The organism is Pseudazoarcus sp. NS36 (assembly GCF_059703705.1).
Map to the genome: position 1 here is coordinate 350,904 of NZ_BAAKJA010000002.1, position 15,675 is coordinate 366,578.

Here is a 15,675-nt window from a genome sequence, read left to right on the forward strand (position 1 = left end):
CTCCTTTAACCCGCTTACAGATGACGTACCCCGCCATTTAGTAAGCCTTTTGCAGTCTATAACTAAATAGCCTGTTTTTACAGGCAATTTTCCGAAAAAATACGCGTTTTCCGAGGGTCGCTCAGAAATTGCGCTCCAACCACGATTTCACCCGCCCGAACCACTGCCGCAGATTGCGTGCATCGCGTCCGAGCATGCCCTTTCGACGCTGCGTCATGCCCTCCATGACCAAGCCCATTGCGGTGGCAAAATGCGGCTTGCACACCACGTCCGAGAGAGCACCGTCGTACTGCGGCGCCCCGACACGCGCGGGCAGATTGAAGACTTCCTCAGCCAGCTCGACCATGCCCGGCATCACCGAGGCCCCGCCGGTCAGCACCACGCCGGAAGACAGCAATTCCTCGTAGCCGCTGCGGCGCAATTCGGCCTGCACCAGCTCGAACAGTTCGGACACGCGCGGCTCGATGACGTCGGCCAGACGCTGGCGCGACAGCGGACGCGGCGAACGATCACCCACCCCCGGCACCTCGATCATCTGTTCCGGGTCGGCCATGGCGTGCATGGCAATGCCGTACTGGCGCTTCAGGTCCTCGGCCTCCGAAGTCGGCGTGCGCAAGGCCATGGCGATGTCGTTGGTGATCTGGTCACCGGCCACCGGCAGTACCGCCGTATGACGGATCGCACCTTGCGTGAACACGGCGATGTCAGTGGTGCCGCCACCGATGTCGATCAGGCACACACCGAGTTCCTTCTCGTCCTCGGTCAGCACGGCGTGGCTGGATGCCAGCGGCTGCAGGATCAGACCGACGACCTCCAGCCCGCAGCGACGCACACACTTGATGACGTTCTGCGCCGCCGACACGGCGCCGGTGGCGATATGCACCTTCACTTCCAGGCGCACGCCGCTCATGCCCACCGGCACGCGCACGCCGCCCTGGCCGTCGATGATGAATTCCTGCGTCAGGATGTCGAGCACCTGCTGCTCGGCCGGAATCGGCATGGCGCGCGCGACTTCGATGACGCGCTCGACGTCCATCGCGGTGACTTCCTTGTCCTTGATGGCCACCGTGCCGCTGGAGTTGAAGCTCTTGATATGGCTGCCCGCGATGCCGGTGAAGACGTCGTGCACCTTGCACTCGGCCATCAGCTCGACTTCCTGCACGACGCGCGAGATCGCATCCACGGTGGCCTCGATGTTCACCACCACACCGCGCTTGAGCCCGCTCATCGGCTGCGTGCCGATCCCGATCACCTCGAACTGACCGTCCGGCAGCGCCTCGACCACCAGGCAGGTGACCTTGGAGGTGCCGATATCCAGTCCGACTACAAGATCCTTGTATTCCTTGCTCATCGCGCCTGTTTCCCATCCCGCGGCCTGGCCGCCGGTGTCAATGCAAATCCTCGTTGGTAGCGCACGTCCGCCACCGCAATATCGATTCCGACCTGGGCCTGCGCGGCCGGCCACGAGGCCACGAAGCCGGCCAGTCGTTCGGCCACCGGTGCGCGCTCGCGGTCACGTCCGAGCAGCACGACCATGCCGTTGTCCAGCTCGATCGCCCAGGCCTCGCGCGCCGACAGCCACAGCCGCGTCATGCGCACGCCCAGCGGCTCGAGCACTTTCGAGAACTCGGCATAGCGCGCGTGCAGATAACCGGCAGCGCCCTGCGGGCCGGAGTAGGACGGCAGTCGCGCATTGCTCGCGGCCACAAAGACCTCGCCCTGCAGATTGACCAGATGCACCTCGTCGCTGCCGAGCGGATTCCAGTACGCCACCGGCTGATGCTCTTCCAGGCGCAACTCAAGCTTGTCGGGCCAGCGCCGGCGCACTTCGGCACGACGCACCCAAGGCAGCTTCTCGAAGTTCTCGCGCACCTCACCCAGACCGACGGTGAAGAAGTTGCCGCGGATTGCCGAACGGGCGGCGTACTCGATCTGTGCCGGCGTCACCTGCCCCGGCTGCGTCACCACCACGACCTCGCGCAGCGGAAAGAACGGACGACTCAGAAACCACGCCACCAGCGCCCAGCCGAAAGCGGCCGCCGCAAACAGCAGCAGCATGTCGGACAGCAGATTGAGCGCGACCGGGCGATGCCACAGCCCGCCCTCGCTCTGTCTGCCATGCTTCGACACGGTCCGCTGTTCAGCCAAGGCGCGCGCCCTCCAGGATGCTCATGCACAGCTCGTCAAACTCAACGCCTTGGGCTCGCGCCGACATCGGCACCAGCGAATGCCCGGTCATGCCCGGTGAGGTGTTCATTTCCAGCAGCCACGGGCGGCCGTTGCGATCGAGCATGATGTCGACGCGGCCCCAGCCACGGCAGCCCAGCACGGCAGCGCTCTTCAGCGCCAGTGCGCGCAGCTCCGCCTCCTGCGCGTCGGCCAGCCCGGCCGGGCACAGGTAGCGCGTGTCGTCGCTGAAATACTTGTTCTGGTAGTCGTAGTTGCCGCCCGGCGCTTCGATGCGGATCACCGGCAGCGCTCGCTCGCCAAGGAAAGGCACGGTCAGCTCGGCACCGTCGATGAACTCTTCGGCCAGCACGAGGTTGTCGTAACGCGCGGCCAGCGCCCAGGCGGCGCGCAGGTCTTCGGCGCGCATGACCTTGGTGGCGCCCATGCTGGAGCCTTCATGCGCCGGCTTGACGAAGATCGGCAGACCCAGCTCGCGCGCCACGGCGTCGAAATCGGTGTGCTCTTCAAGCAGCGCATAGCGCGGCGTCGGCAGGCCACAGGCCGCCCACACCATCTTGGTCCGCCACTTGTCCATCGACAGCGCGGAAGCCATCACGCCGCTACCGGTGTAGGGAACGTTCAGTGTCTCGAGTGCCCCCTGCAGGGTGCCGTCCTCGCCGCCACGGCCATGCAAGGCAATGAAGGCGCGCTCGAAGCCCTCGTCGCGCAGCGTCCACACGTCGCGCTCGGCCGGATCGAAGGCATGCGCGTCGACCCCGCAGCGCAGCAGCGCTTCGAGCACGGCCTGGCCCGACATCAGCGAGACCTCGCGCTCTGCCGAGCTGCCACCGAACAACACTGCGACCTTGCCGAACGCCTGACTCACGACTTCACTCCATTCGATTCGGCGAGCTTGCCCGGCACCGCGCCGACCGAGCCCGCACCCATGGTGATCACCACATCGCCATCCTGCACCGTGCTCAGAATGGCATCCGGCAGATCGTCGATGGCCTCGACGAAGACCGGCTCGACCTTGCCGGCCACGCGCAGCGCGCGCGCCAGACTGCGCCCATCAGCCGCCACGATGGGCGGCTCGCCGGCGGCATAGACCTCAGCCAGCACCAGCCCGTCGACCGCCGACAGCACTTTCACGAAATCCTCGAAACAATCCCGCGTGCGGGTGTAGCGATGCGGCTGAAAGGCCAGCACCAGCCGGCGATCCGGGTAGGCGCCGCGCGCGGCGGCGATGGTTGCCGCCATTTCGACCGGGTGATGGCCGTAGTCGTCGATCAACGTGAAAGTGCCCCCCGCCGGCAGGGCGATTTCCCCGTAATCCTGGAAGCGACGCCCCACACCGCGGAACTCGGCCAGCGCCTTGACGATGGCCTCGTCCGACACCTGCACCTCGGTGGCCACGGCGATCGCGGCCAGCGCGTTGAGCACGTTGTGACGGCCCGGCAGGTTCAGCTCGATGGCCAGACGCGTGGTCGTGCCATTCACTCGCACCACGTCAAAGAGCATGCGACGGCCGTCGGCGCGCACGTTCTCGGCGCGGATGTTGGCCGTTTCGGAGAAGCCGAAACGCATGATCTGCTTGGATACCAGCGGCGCGATCTCGCGCACGTTGGGGTCGTCCTCGCACAGCACCGCCACGCCGTAGAACGGCAGGCGCTGCAGGAAATCCACGAAGGCCTGCTTGAGCCGCGCGAAGTCGTGGCCGTAGGTTTCCATGTGGTCGGCGTCGATGTTGGTGACCACCGAGATGACCGGATTCAGCAACAGGAAGGAGGCGTCGGATTCGTCCGCCTCGGCCACCAGGAAGTCGCCCTTGCCCAGCCGTGCGTTGGCACCGGCCGCGGTCAGACGCCCGCCGATGACGAAGGTCGGGTCCATCGCGCCTTCGGCCAGGATGCTCGCGACCAGCGAGGTAGTCGTGGTCTTGCCGTGCGTGCCCGCAATGGCGATGCCCTGCTTCAGGCGCATCAGCTCGGCCAGCATCTGTGCGCGTGGCACCACCGGAATGTCGCGCGAACGTGCGGCGATCACTTCCGGGTTGTCAGCCGCAACCGCGGTGGAGATCACCACCGCATCGGCGCCCTCGACGTTGGCTGCGTCGTGCCCGATCAGCACGGTGACCCCCAGCGTGCGCAGACGTCGCGTCGTCGCGCTGTCATGCAGGTCCGAGCCCGTCACGCCGAAACCGAGGTTGGCCAGCACCTCGGCAATGCCGCTCATGCCGGCACCACCGACGCCGACGAAGTGAATGCGTTTGACCTTGTGTTTCATTGTTTGCGTCCTTTGACGAGGGCTTCACACTCGTCTGCGACGACCTCGGCCGCATCGGCCCGGGCCAGCTCACGCGCGCGCTGCGCCATATCGGCGAGGCGGTCGCGCTCCAGCCCGCGCAGGATGCCGGCGAGGCTGATGGGTTCGAGTTCGGTTTGCGGCAGCAACATCGCCGCGCCGCGATCGGCGAGGAAACGGGCATTGCCGGTCTGGTGGTCGTCCACCGCATGCGGGAACGGCACCAGCAGGCTGGCTGCACCGGCCGCGGCGAGCTCGGCCACGGTGGTCGCGCCGGCCCGGCAGATCACCAGATCGGCGGCGGCGTAGCGCACATCCATGTCCTCGATGAAATCCAGCAGTTCGCCCTCCACACCGGCGTTGGCGTAGGACTGCTGCAAGGCCTCGAACTGCTTGCGACCGGCCTGATGCGTCACCACCGGCCGCTCCTCCGCCGGAATGCGCGCCAGCGCCTGCGGCACGATGGAGTTGAGCGCCGTCGCGCCCAGGCTGCCACCGACCACCAACACGCGCAGACGGCCTTCGCGACCGGCCAGCCGGGTGGCCGGCGACTCGACAGCGGCAATCTCGGCACGCACCGGATTGCCCACCCAAGTGCCCTTCTTCAATACGTTCGGGAAACCGGTCAGCACGCGGTCGGCGACGCCGGCCAGCACCTTGTTGGCCAGCCCGGACACGGAGTTCTGTTCATGCAGCACCAGCGGTCGCCCGATCAGCGCGGCCATCATGCCGGCCGGAAAACTGATGTAGCCGCCCATGCCCAGCACCACGTCAGGCTTGACGCGGCGCAGTGCGCCCAGCGCCTGCCAGAAGCCGGAGAGCAGATTCAGGGGCAACAGCAGTTTGCGCACGATTCCCTTGCCGCGCAGTGCGCCGAAACGGATCCATGCGGTCTCGTAACCACGCTCCGGCACGATGCGCGCTTCCATGCCGTCCGGGTTGCCCAGCCACACGATGCGCCAGCCGCGTGCGCGCAGCACCTCAGCCACCGCGATACCCGGGTAGATGTGCCCGCCGGTGCCGCCGGCCATGATCAGGATGGTCGGTTGCTGGCTCACGGGCTCACCCCCTTGCGCATCTGGCGGTTCTCCCAATCCACGCGCAGCAGGATGGCAACGAACAGCAGGCCACCGACAATGGCCGAGCCGCCGAAACTCATCAGCGGCAGGGTCAGCCCCTTGGTCGGCAACAGGCCCATGTTCACGCCCATGTTGATGAAGGACTGCACGCCCAGCCACAGCCCGATACCCATGGCCACCAGGCCGGCAAAGTAGCGCTCAAGGTTGATTGCCTCGCGGCCGATGGCGAAAGCGCGCTGGATCAGGATGGCGAACAGCACGACCACCGTCAGCACACCGATGAAGCCGAGCTCCTCGGCAATCACCGCGAGCAGGAAGTCGGTATGCGCCTCGGGCAGGTAGAACAGCTTTTCGACGCTGCCCCCCAGACCGACGCCAAACCACTCGCCACGGCCGAAGGCGATCAGCGCGTGTGACAACTGATAGCCACGACCGAACGGGTCTTCCCACGGGTCCATGAAGCCGAACACGCGGTCGCGCCGATACGGCGACATCCAGATCAGCACGATGAAGCCAACCAGCGCCACCACCAGCAGCAGTGCAAAGAAGCGCACGTTCATGCCGCCGAGGAACAGCACGCCGAAAGCCACCGCGCAGATCACTACGAAGGCGCCGAAGTCCGGTTCGAGCAGCAGCAGGCTGCCGACCAGCAGAATCACGGTCGCCATCGGCAGGAAGCCCTGACGCACGGTGCCCATAACCGGCAACTTGCGCACGGTGTAGTCGGCGGCATACAGCGCCACGAAAACCTTCATCAGTTCAGAAGGTTGCAGGTTGATCGGGCCGAAGCCGATCCAGCGCTGGGCACCATTGACCGACTTGCCGATGCCCGGCAGCAGCACCACCACCAGCAGGACGACACCGCCAAAGAACAGCCACGGCGCGAGCTGCTGCCAGCGCCGCATCGGGATGCGGAAAGCAAGGGCGGCAACGGTCACGCCGATGAACAGGAAGATGGCATGGCGCTGCAGGAAGAAGTGCGCGCGGTTGCCGGTGAAACTGCTGCCTTCGGCCACCGCGATGGAGGCCGAATAGACCATGATCAGCCCGATCAGGATCAGGGCCGCGGCAGACCACACCACGAGCGGGTCGAATTCACCGACCTGCCGCTCGCCCGGCGTCACGCGGCGCACCGCGTGCATGGCCTGAATGCGACCGGCGTCGCTGTGACCGCTACCGAAGAGTCCGGACAGGATGCTCATGCGGCCTCCACTTCCGGCAGGGCGCGCACCGCTGCGACGAAGACCTCGGCGCGATGCACGTAGTTGCGGAACATGTCGAGACTGGCACATGCGGGTGACAACAGCACCGCGTCGCCCGTCTGCGCCAGCGCATTGGCGCGACCGACGGCCGATTCCAGCGTAGCCGCGCGCTCGCTGCTGGCGCCAGCCGCCTGCAGCGCCGCCTCGATACGCGGCGCATCACGCCCGATCAGCACCACCGCGCGGGCGTGGCGCGCCACCACTTCTGCCAGCGGACGAAAATCCTGGCCCTTGCCGTCGCCGCCGGCAATCAACACCACCGGGCAACCCAGACCTTCCAGTGCGGCCACCGTCGAACCGACGTTGGTGCCTTTGGAATCGTCATAGAACACGACGCCGTCGGCCCGGCGCGCCACCGGCTCGACACGATGCGGCAGACCGCGAAAGGTGCGCAGGGCCGCCAACATGGCAGCCATCGGCACCCCGATTGCACTGCCCAGTGCCAGCGCCGCCATCGCATTGAGTGCGTTGTGACGGCCGGCCATCGGCAGTTCGGACTGACGCAGCAGACGTTCGCTGCCATACGCGAGCCACGTCTCACCGTCGTAATCGACCAGACCGAATCCGCCGATGCGCGGCGCGCCTGCGCCAAAGCCGGTGCAGCGGCGCCCGGCCTTGGCCATGGCGGCCACCTGCGGGTCGTCATGATTGATGACTTGCACGCCACCGCCAGCGTAGATCCGGGCCTTGATTTCAGCGTAGGCCTCAAGGCTGCCATGGCGGTCGAGATGATCGTCCGTCACGTTGAGCACGACCGCAGCATCGGCCGCAAAGGCGCCGGCCGTTTCGAGCTGGAAGCTCGACAGTTCGATCACCCAGCACTGCGGCAGCGCCTGCTGCGCTTCGAGGCGGTCGACCAGCACTGCCAACGCGGCCGGACTGATGTTGCCCGCAGCGACCGCATCCAGCCCGGCGCCCTGCAGCAGATGTGCCGTCAGCGCCGTGGTGGTGGTCTTGCCGTTAGTGCCGGTGATGGCCACGATGCGCGTCGCGCCACGTTCGCCAAGGGCATCGAGCGCATCGGCAAACAAGGCCATTTCGCCAACCACCTCGATGCCGCGTTCGCGTGCGGCCAGCACGATCGGGTCGCGCAGGTCGATGCCCGGGCTCAGCGCAAGCACATCGACGCCATCGAGCAGGTCCAGCGGGAAGCCACCGACACGTACTTTCGCTGCCGGGACTGCTTCGCTCAGAGCACGACGCATCGGCGGCTCGGCACGGCTGTCGGCCACGCGCAGGCGTGCACCGGCGCGGGCGCACCAGCGCGCCATCGCCAGACCGGACTCGCCGATCCCCAGAACCAGCACGAGAGCGTCGCGCAATGTTGTCATCGGAGTTTCAAGGTCGACAGCCCGAACAGCACGAGCATGATGGTGATGATCCAGAAGCGCACGACGACCTGCGTCTCCTTCCAGCCGCTGAGTTCGTAGTGGTGGTGCAGGGGCGCCATGCGGAAGATGCGTTTGCCGCCGCTCATCCGGAAGTAGGCCACCTGCAGCATCACCGACAGGGTCTCGGCCACAAACAGGCCACCCATGATGAACAGCACGATTTCCTGACGCACGATCACGGCAATCACGCCGAGCGCCGCACCCAGCGCCAGCGCGCCGACGTCGCCCATGAACACTTCGGCCGGATAGGCGTTGAACCACAGAAAGCCCAGGCCCGCGCCGCAGATCGCGCCACACACCACGGCCAGTTCGCCGGCGCCGGGGATGTACGGCACGCCAAGGTATTTCGAGAAGCCGGCATGACCCGCCACATAGGCGAAGATTGCCAGCGCACCGGCCACCATCACGGTGGGCATGATGGCCAGGCCATCCAGACCGTCGGTGAGGTTCACCGCGTGGCTGGTGCCGTTGATGACGAAATAGGACAGAGCCACGAAGCCGAACAGACCCAGTGGCAGCGCCACCGACTTGAAGAAGGGCACGATCAGTTCGGTCTGTGCCGGCTCGGTGGCAGTCAGACCCAGATACAGCGCAGCGGCCAGCGCGATCAGCGAAGTCCACAGATACTTCCAGCGGCTGGGCAGGCCGCGCGGATCGCGGTGCACCACCTTGCGCCAGTCATCCACCCAGCCGACTGCACCGAAGCCCAGCGTGACGAACAGGGTGACCCACACGTACTGATTCGACAGATCGCCCCACAGCAGCGTCGTGACCGCAATGGCGATCAGGATCAACGCGCCGCCCATGGTCGGCGTGCCGGCCTTGGTGAGGTGGGATTTCGGTCCGTCGTCGCGCACCGCCTGACCAATCTTCTTGGCTGCCAGCCAGCGAATCACCGGCGGCCCGAAGATGAACGAGATACCCAGTGCGGTCATCGCCGCCATCACCGTGCGCAGCGTGATGTAGCCGAATACGTTGAATGCCCGGATGTCCTGCCCGAGCCACAGCGCGAGTTCAAGCAACATCGTCTTCTCCCTTGGCGGCGGCCAGCACGCCGTCGACCACACGTTCCATGCGCATGAAGCGCGATCCCTTCACGAGCACCACGCTGTCGGCATCCAGACGGGGCAGCAAGGCCGCAAGCAGCGCCTCCGGCGTTGCAAAGTGCTGCGCGCCCTCACCGAAGTTGCGCGCCGCCAGCACACTCATTTCACCGAGGGCATACAGGGACTCGACCCCCTTGCTCTTGGCGTAACCACCGACCTCGTCGTGCACCTGCGCGCTGATTTCGCCGACTTCGCCCATGTCGCCCAACACCAGCGTGCGCCGGCCCGGCAGGGCGGCCAGCACGTCGATGGCGGCGCGCACGGAATCCGGGTTGGCGTTGTAGCTGTCATCAATGAGCAAGGCGCCGCGCGGGCCTGCCTTGCGCTGCAGACGCCCGCGGGTGCCACCGTAAGCCTCCAGCCCGGCCACCACCGCCGGCAGCGCCACGCCCGCCGCAAGGCAGGCCGCGGCTGCGCCGAGCGCGTTGCGCACGTTGTGCTCGCCGGGTACGCCAAGCGCCACGCTGGCGCGCCCGGCGAAGGATTCAAGTTCCAGGCGGGCGCCCAGACCGTGCAGCACGGCACGCCCGCGCACGTCGGCATCGCGCTCCAGCCCGAAGGCCAGCATGCGGCGCCCGGCCACGATGCCGCGCCAGTAGTCGGCATGCGCGTCGTCGGCATTGATCACGGCCACCGTCTCGGTGCTGCCGGCGACATAGATGCTGCCCTTCTCGCGCGCCACTTCGTCGAGCGACCCCATGCCCTGCAGATGCGCGCGCTGCGCATTGGTGACGATGGCCACGGTGGGGCGCGCAATGGCCGCCAGCGTGGCGATTTCACCGGGGTGGTTCATGCCCATCTCGATCACGGCTGCGCGGTGTCCGGCACGCAGCCGCAACAGCGTCAGCGGCAAACCGATGTCGTTGTTCAGATTGCCCTGGGTGGACAGCACCGCATCGTCGCCGAAGGCCGCGCGCAGGATGGACGTGCACATGTCCTTGACGGTGGTCTTGCCGTTGCTGCCGGTCACGCCGATCAACGGAATGTCGAAGCGCGCGCGCCAGTGCGCGGCCATGCGACCGAGTGCTTCACGCGTGTCCTCGACCAGCAGCAAGGCGCCGGACAGACCGGCCAGACGTTCGGCAGCAGCTCGCTCGACAAGCGCCGCGGCGGCGCCTGACGCAAACGCATCGGCAACAAAATCGTGGGCATCGAAACGCTCGCCGCGCAAGGCTACGAACAACATGCCCGAGGTGACCGCGCGGCTGTCGCTGCCAACCGCGTCGAAGCGCACGTCGCCGCTACCGCGCAGTTCAGCGCCGAGCACGTCACGCAGTTCGTCCACTCGCATCATGTCGCCGCGCCTCCTGCTGCGTTGCGTGCGCGCAGCGCAGCAACCACCTGTTCAGCATCGGAAAACGGCAGGCGCTCCCCGCGCACTTCCTGATAGGGCTCGTGTCCCTTGCCGGCGACCACCACCACGTCGTTGGCAGCGGCTGAGGCCACTGCGCGGGAGATTGCGCGGGCGCGGTCCATCTCGCATTCGGCCGCCGCACCGCATCCGGCCAGCACCATGGCGGCAATGGCTGTCGGGTCTTCACTGCGCGGGTTGTCGCTGGTCACCAGCACGTGATCGGCCAACTGGGCGGCCACCTCGCCCATGAGCGGGCGCTTGCCCGGATCGCGATCACCGCCGCAACCGAACACGCACACCACGCGCCCGCCACGTCCACGTGCCGTGTCGCGCGCAGCTTCAAGCACCTTGCTAAGGGCATCCGGCGTGTGCGCGTAATCGACCAGCACCAGCGGCTCGCCGACACCGCCGAAGAGCTGCATGCGGCCCGCGGGCGGCACCAGTCGGCTGACGGCGCGCACTGCATCGTCAAAAGCGATTCCGCGCGTCAGCAAGGCGCCGATCACGCCAAGTGCATTGGAAACATTGAATTCACCGACCATACCCAGCGTCACATCAGCCCGCGCGCCCTGCCAGTGCACGCTGAAGCGCAAGCCGGTCGGGGTGTTGGTGATGGCGCTGGCTTCGAGCACCGAATCAAAGCTTGCAGCGGTGCCGACGCGCGTGCAGGCGATGACGGGCACGCCTCGCGCGGCAAGGCCTTGCGCCAGCGCGAGCCCGAACACATCGTCGATATTGATGACCGCATGCCCGACATCGCACTGCTCGAACAACCTGGCCTTGGCCTCGGCGTAGGCTTCCATGGTGCCGTGGTATTCGAGGTGGTCGCGGGTCAGGTTGGTGAACATGGCCACCGCGAAGCGCACACCGTTGACCCGCCCCTGATCGAGCCCGATGGAGGACACTTCCATCGCCACCGCACGCACGCCCTGGTCGCGAAACTGCGCAAGCATGCTGTGCACGGCGAGCGCGTCGGGCGTGGTGTTGGCCAGCGGCTCGAGCTGCCCCTGCACGCCCCAGCCGAGGGTGCCGATCACGCCGCAGTGTGTGCCGATGGCGTCAAGCGCCTGCGCCAGCCACTGACTGGACGTGGTCTTGCCATTGGTGCCGGTGACGCCGGCCACCCAGATGTCCTCTGACGGCGCGCCGTGGAACTCGTGCGCGAGATGCCCTGACAGCGCACGCAGATCGCTGACGCCGATGCACGGCACGGCAGAAACGGCCGGAACGCGGCCGTCTGCGCTCTCGCACAAGACGGCGACAGCGCCACCGGCCACTGCTGCAGCGATATGGTCACGCCCGTCGGCCCGGGCGCCGGGCATAGCCAGGAACAGGTCGCCCGATTCAACGCGACGCGAGTCCGACTGCAGGCCGGACGGCTTCACGCCGCCTGCGCGCAGACGCTCGATCAGTTCGCGGGCCTGTTGTGCGGCGCTCACATCTTTCCCCGCGGTGCGACTTCATTCTCGGCCAGATGCAGCGGCACCAGCGGCGCATCCGGCGCCACGCCGAGTGCGCGCAGGCTGGCCTCGGTCACGCGCGAGAACACCGGCGCGGCAACCGCTCCACCGAAGTGCTGACCGGCCGTGGGCTCGTCAATCATCACCGCCACCACGATGCGCGGATCGGAGGCCGGCGCGAAACCGACGAAGGACGACACATATTTGTCCGTGTAGCGACCGGCTTCGACCTTGTGCGCGGTGCCGGTCTTGCCGGCCACGCGGTAACCGGTGACGCGCGCGCGCGGTGCCGTGCCGCCCGGGCCGGCTGCTTTTTCGAGCACGGCACGCATGGTTTGCGCGGTCGCAACAGAGAACACACGCCGCCCCTCGGGCGGCGTATCCGTGCGCACCAGCGACAACGGCAGAAGATCGCCGTCGCGCGCGAAGACGAGGTAGGCCCTCGCCATGTGCAACAAGGTCGTCGACAAGCCGTGGCCGTAGGACATGGTGGCCTGCTCGATCGGTCGCCAGCTGCTCGCAGGCCGCAGCAGACCACCCGCCGCACCGGGGAAACCCAGTTCCAGCGGCACGCCCAGCCCCAGCGCGGAGAACATGTTCCACATGTCCTGCGGATCCATGTCGAGTGCGATGCGGGCGGTGCCGATGTTGGACGACTTCTCGATCACCTGCGAAACCGTCAGCTGTCCGTGATTGCGCACGTCGCTGATGGTGGCGCGACCGATGGTCATGCGCCCGCCCTCGGTGTCGATCAGCGTATCCGGCGTGACGCGGCGCATTTCCATGGCCAGCGCGCCGATGAAGGGCTTCATCGTCGAGCCCGGCTCGTACAGATCGGTCACGGCACGGTTGCGCAACTGGGCGCCGGACAGCGTGCTGCGGTTGTTCGGATTGAAGGTTGGCGCATTGACCAGCGCCAACAGCTCGCCGGTGCGTACGTCGAGGACGGCCACGGCACCGGCCGCAGCCTGATGCTCGGTCATGGCCTGACGCAGGGCGGTATGGGCGATGAACTGGATCTGCTTGTCGATCGACAGCGCAACATCCTCGCCGTCGCGCGGCGCACGGATCGAACCAACCTCCTCGATGATCTCGCCGCGCCGGTCGCGGATCACGCGACGTGCGCCGGGCTCACCGCGCAGGCGGTTGTCGAAGGCTAGCTCCATGCCTTCCTGACCACGATCATCGATATTGGTGAAGCCCAGCACATGCGCCCACACCTCACCACCCGGATAGAAGCGCTTGTAGGCCTGATCCTGGCCAATGCCTGGCAGACGCAGTTCGGCAATGCGGCGCGCCACGTCCGGCGCGACCTGACGGTGCAGGTAGATGCGGTCGCGCGTGGTGCTCAGAAGGCGGTTCAGCGCCTCGACATCCATGCCGAGCAGGCCCGCCAGCTTGCGCGCCTCGGCCGGTTCGAACTGCGCCTCACGCGGCGCGGCCCAGATGGCCCGCACCGGCGTGCTCACTGCCAGAATGTCGCCGTGACGGTCGGTGATGCGCCCGCGCGAGGCCGGAATCGGCACCACTCGAGCAAAGCGCTGCTCACCACGGGCCTGCAGGGCCTCGTGATTGAAGCCCTGCAGCCACGCCGCGCGCGCCATCAGCACAACCGAACCCGTGAGCAGCAGCACCAGCACCAGACGCGCGCGCCAGGTCTGCAAGCTGCTCTCAAGCAAGGGGTTGTGCGGACGCGCCGTGCGACGCTTGCTCATCTTCCTTCTCCGACCACGATGACCCGACCCGCGGCCGGCTCGGACAAGCCGAGGCGTTCGCGCGCGATCGGCTCGATACGACTCAGCGCAGCCACCGTACTCACTTCCAGTTGCAGCTGCCCCCACTCGACCTCGAGCTGGTGAGCGCGCGCCTGCTCGCGTTCATATTCGGAGTACAGCTTGCGCGACTGGTGCTGCGCCGCCACCACGCCCAAGGAGCTGGCCACGACCAGCGCCACCAAGGGGATTTCGAGGCGCATCACGCTGCCACCTCGGTGCGCTCGGCCACACGCATGACCGCGCTGCGCGAACGCGGATTCGCACGCACCTCGTCGGCTGACGGCTTGACCGCCTTGCCCACCAGACGCATCCGCGGCTGCGGCAGTTCGCTGGCCCGCAGCGGCAATCGCGCAGGCCCGCTGTCGGGACGTGCCTCATCACGCATGAAGCGTTTCACGATGCGATCCTCGAGGCTGTGGAAGCTGATCACCACGAGACGCCCGCCCGGCACCAGACGCGCCATTGCAGCGGGCAGCACGTGACTCAGCTCCTCGAGCTCCTGATTGATGAAAATCCGTAAAGCCTGAAAGCTGCGCGTCGCCGGGTGCTGCCCCGGCTCGCGTGTGCGGACCGCCTTTTCCACGAGCGCGGCAAGTTGTCCAGTGGTCGCAACAGCCCCCCCTGTCCGAGCAGTTGCAATCGCCTTTGCAATCGCATGAGCAAACCGTTCTTCTCCATAGTCCCTCAACACCTCCGTGATTTCGGCGACGCTGGCGGTCGCCAGCCAGTCCGCCACCGTGGGCCCGCGAGTCGTATCCATGCGCATGTCGAGCGGCGCATCAAAACGGAAACTCATGCCGCGCTCGGCTTCGTCGAGTTGCGGGGACGAAACCCCCAGATCGAGCAACACACCGTCAACGTGTTCCACACCCAGCTCGTCAAGACATGCGCTCAAATCGCTGAACGGCGCATGCACCAGCGTCAGACGTGCGTCGTCGATCTCGCGTCCGGCCGCGATGGCACGGGGATCTCGATCAAAGGCCACCAGCCGCCCCTGCGCGCCGAGCCGCGCGAGAATCGCCCGGCTATGCCCGCCACGCCCGAAGGTGCCGTCGACGTAAAGGCCATCGGGTTTGACCTCCAGTGCATCGACCGCCTCCGCGAGCAGGACCGTGACATGCGTCCGCTCTGCACTCATAGCGCCAGACTCTCGAACCCCGGCGGCAAACCGTCGCCGTCGAGCGACTGCATCGCCTCCTGCTGCGCCTGCCAGCCGGCGTCCGACCACAGCTCGAAATGCGAACCCTGCCCGACCAGCCAGACCTGCTTGTCCAGGCCCGCCCACTGGCGCAGTGACGGCGCAATCAGCGTGCGGCCGGCGCCGTCCAGCGTTTCACACTGGGCGTAACCGATGAACAGACGTTTGAGGGTGGCGGTACGGGGATCCAGCCCGGGCATTGCGGCGATCTGACGACTGATCGGCTCCCAGGCGTGCTGCGGATAAACGACTAGACAGCGGTGGGGGTGCGCGGTGATGACCAGCGGTGCACCGTCCGGCACAAGTGCGTCGCGATGGCGCGCCGGGACCGCAAGGCGACCCTTGGCATCGACACTGAGCGCGGCTGCACCCTGGAACATCGCACCCCCTGAGTTTTGATCCGGATTCGGCTTAAATCACCACCGAACCCCACTTTTTTCCACTTGTTGCCACTCTAGAGTAAAGAATTTCCACGGTCAAGCCGCCGTCAAGGGGATTTTCTTTGCATCACAAGGACTTACCGGGATCGCCAAAACACCCGGATTTCCCGACAAATCAATGCTCCGGACACAGGTCT

The 15,675-nt window shown here is 66.6% G+C and carries 14 protein-coding genes; all 14 read right to left on the bottom strand.

All coding sequences use genetic code 11. The features are described 5' to 3' along the window. Nucleotides 1-121 precede the first annotated feature (121 nt). The 14 genes from ftsA to mraZ are packed head-to-tail and all read right to left on the bottom strand — an operon-like array spanning nt 122 to nt 15,478. Nucleotides 122-1,351, bottom strand: coding sequence for a cell division protein FtsA (gene ftsA / locus AC6H0R_RS04800; protein ID WP_497580198.1), 1,230 nt, complete (start codon nt 1,349-1,351; stop codon nt 122-124). Continuing rightward, entirely contained in the window at nt 1,348-2,148 is an 801-nt protein-coding gene (locus AC6H0R_RS04805; RefSeq protein WP_497580199.1) for a cell division protein FtsQ/DivIB, read from the bottom strand. Before AC6H0R_RS04805 ends, ftsA begins: the two co-directional genes overlap by 4 nt. After that, nucleotides 2,141-3,055, bottom strand: a complete 915-nt coding sequence (locus AC6H0R_RS04810) for a D-alanine--D-alanine ligase (RefSeq protein ID WP_497580200.1) — start codon at nt 3,053-3,055, stop codon at nt 2,141-2,143. The genes AC6H0R_RS04805 and AC6H0R_RS04810 overlap by 8 nt, the downstream gene beginning before the upstream one ends. Beyond that, nucleotides 3,052-4,455 carry a UDP-N-acetylmuramate--L-alanine ligase gene (gene murC, locus AC6H0R_RS04815; protein WP_497580201.1) on the bottom strand — a complete coding sequence of 468 codons (1,404 nt, stop codon included), beginning with the start codon at nt 4,453-4,455 and terminating at the stop codon, nt 3,052-3,054. The genes AC6H0R_RS04810 and murC overlap by 4 nt, the downstream gene beginning before the upstream one ends. Further along, nucleotides 4,452-5,504 carry an undecaprenyldiphospho-muramoylpentapeptide beta-N-acetylglucosaminyltransferase gene (gene murG, locus AC6H0R_RS04820; protein ID WP_497580280.1) on the bottom strand — a complete coding sequence of 351 codons (1,053 nt, stop codon included), beginning with the start codon at nt 5,502-5,504 and terminating at the stop codon, nt 4,452-4,454. The genes murC and murG overlap by 4 nt, the downstream gene beginning before the upstream one ends. Before the next feature lie 23 nt (nt 5,505-5,527). Further along, a complete protein-coding gene (gene ftsW / locus AC6H0R_RS04825) occupies nt 5,528-6,694 on the bottom strand; it encodes a putative lipid II flippase FtsW (protein WP_497580281.1) in 1,167 nt (388 codons plus the stop codon). Nucleotides 6,695-6,750: 56 nt separating this feature from the next. Further along, entirely contained in the window at nt 6,751-8,145 is a 1,395-nt protein-coding gene (murD, locus tag AC6H0R_RS04830; protein ID WP_497580202.1) for a UDP-N-acetylmuramoyl-L-alanine--D-glutamate ligase, read from the bottom strand. Continuing rightward, nucleotides 8,142-9,230 carry a phospho-N-acetylmuramoyl-pentapeptide-transferase gene (gene mraY, locus AC6H0R_RS04835; protein ID WP_497572332.1) on the bottom strand — a complete coding sequence of 363 codons (1,089 nt, stop codon included), beginning with the start codon at nt 9,228-9,230 and terminating at the stop codon, nt 8,142-8,144. The genes murD and mraY overlap by 4 nt, the downstream gene beginning before the upstream one ends. Continuing rightward, nucleotides 9,220-10,605 carry a UDP-N-acetylmuramoyl-tripeptide--D-alanyl-D-alanine ligase gene (locus AC6H0R_RS04840; protein WP_497580203.1) on the bottom strand — a complete coding sequence of 462 codons (1,386 nt, stop codon included), beginning with the start codon at nt 10,603-10,605 and terminating at the stop codon, nt 9,220-9,222. The genes mraY and AC6H0R_RS04840 overlap by 11 nt, the downstream gene beginning before the upstream one ends. Continuing rightward, the gene (locus tag AC6H0R_RS04845) at nt 10,602-12,104 is read right to left on the bottom strand and encodes a UDP-N-acetylmuramoyl-L-alanyl-D-glutamate--2,6-diaminopimelate ligase (RefSeq protein WP_497580204.1); all 1,503 of its coding nucleotides are present in this window, start codon (nt 12,102-12,104) and stop codon (nt 10,602-10,604) included. Before AC6H0R_RS04845 ends, AC6H0R_RS04840 begins: the two co-directional genes overlap by 4 nt. Further along, nucleotides 12,101-13,840: a peptidoglycan D,D-transpeptidase FtsI family protein gene (locus AC6H0R_RS04850; RefSeq protein ID WP_497580205.1), complete on the bottom strand. Its 1,740-nt coding sequence runs from the start codon at nt 13,838-13,840 to the stop codon at nt 12,101-12,103. Before AC6H0R_RS04850 ends, AC6H0R_RS04845 begins: the two co-directional genes overlap by 4 nt. After that, the gene (gene ftsL / locus AC6H0R_RS04855; protein ID WP_497580282.1) at nt 13,837-14,100 is read right to left on the bottom strand and encodes a cell division protein FtsL; all 264 of its coding nucleotides are present in this window, start codon (nt 14,098-14,100) and stop codon (nt 13,837-13,839) included. Before ftsL ends, AC6H0R_RS04850 begins: the two co-directional genes overlap by 4 nt. Then, entirely contained in the window at nt 14,100-15,038 is a 939-nt protein-coding gene (gene rsmH / locus AC6H0R_RS04860) for a 16S rRNA (cytosine(1402)-N(4))-methyltransferase RsmH (protein WP_497580206.1), read from the bottom strand. The genes ftsL and rsmH overlap by 1 nt, the downstream gene beginning before the upstream one ends. Next, the gene (mraZ, locus tag AC6H0R_RS04865; protein WP_497580207.1) at nt 15,035-15,478 is read right to left on the bottom strand and encodes a division/cell wall cluster transcriptional repressor MraZ; all 444 of its coding nucleotides are present in this window, start codon (nt 15,476-15,478) and stop codon (nt 15,035-15,037) included. Before mraZ ends, rsmH begins: the two co-directional genes overlap by 4 nt. Nucleotides 15,479-15,675: the final 197 nt, after the last annotated feature.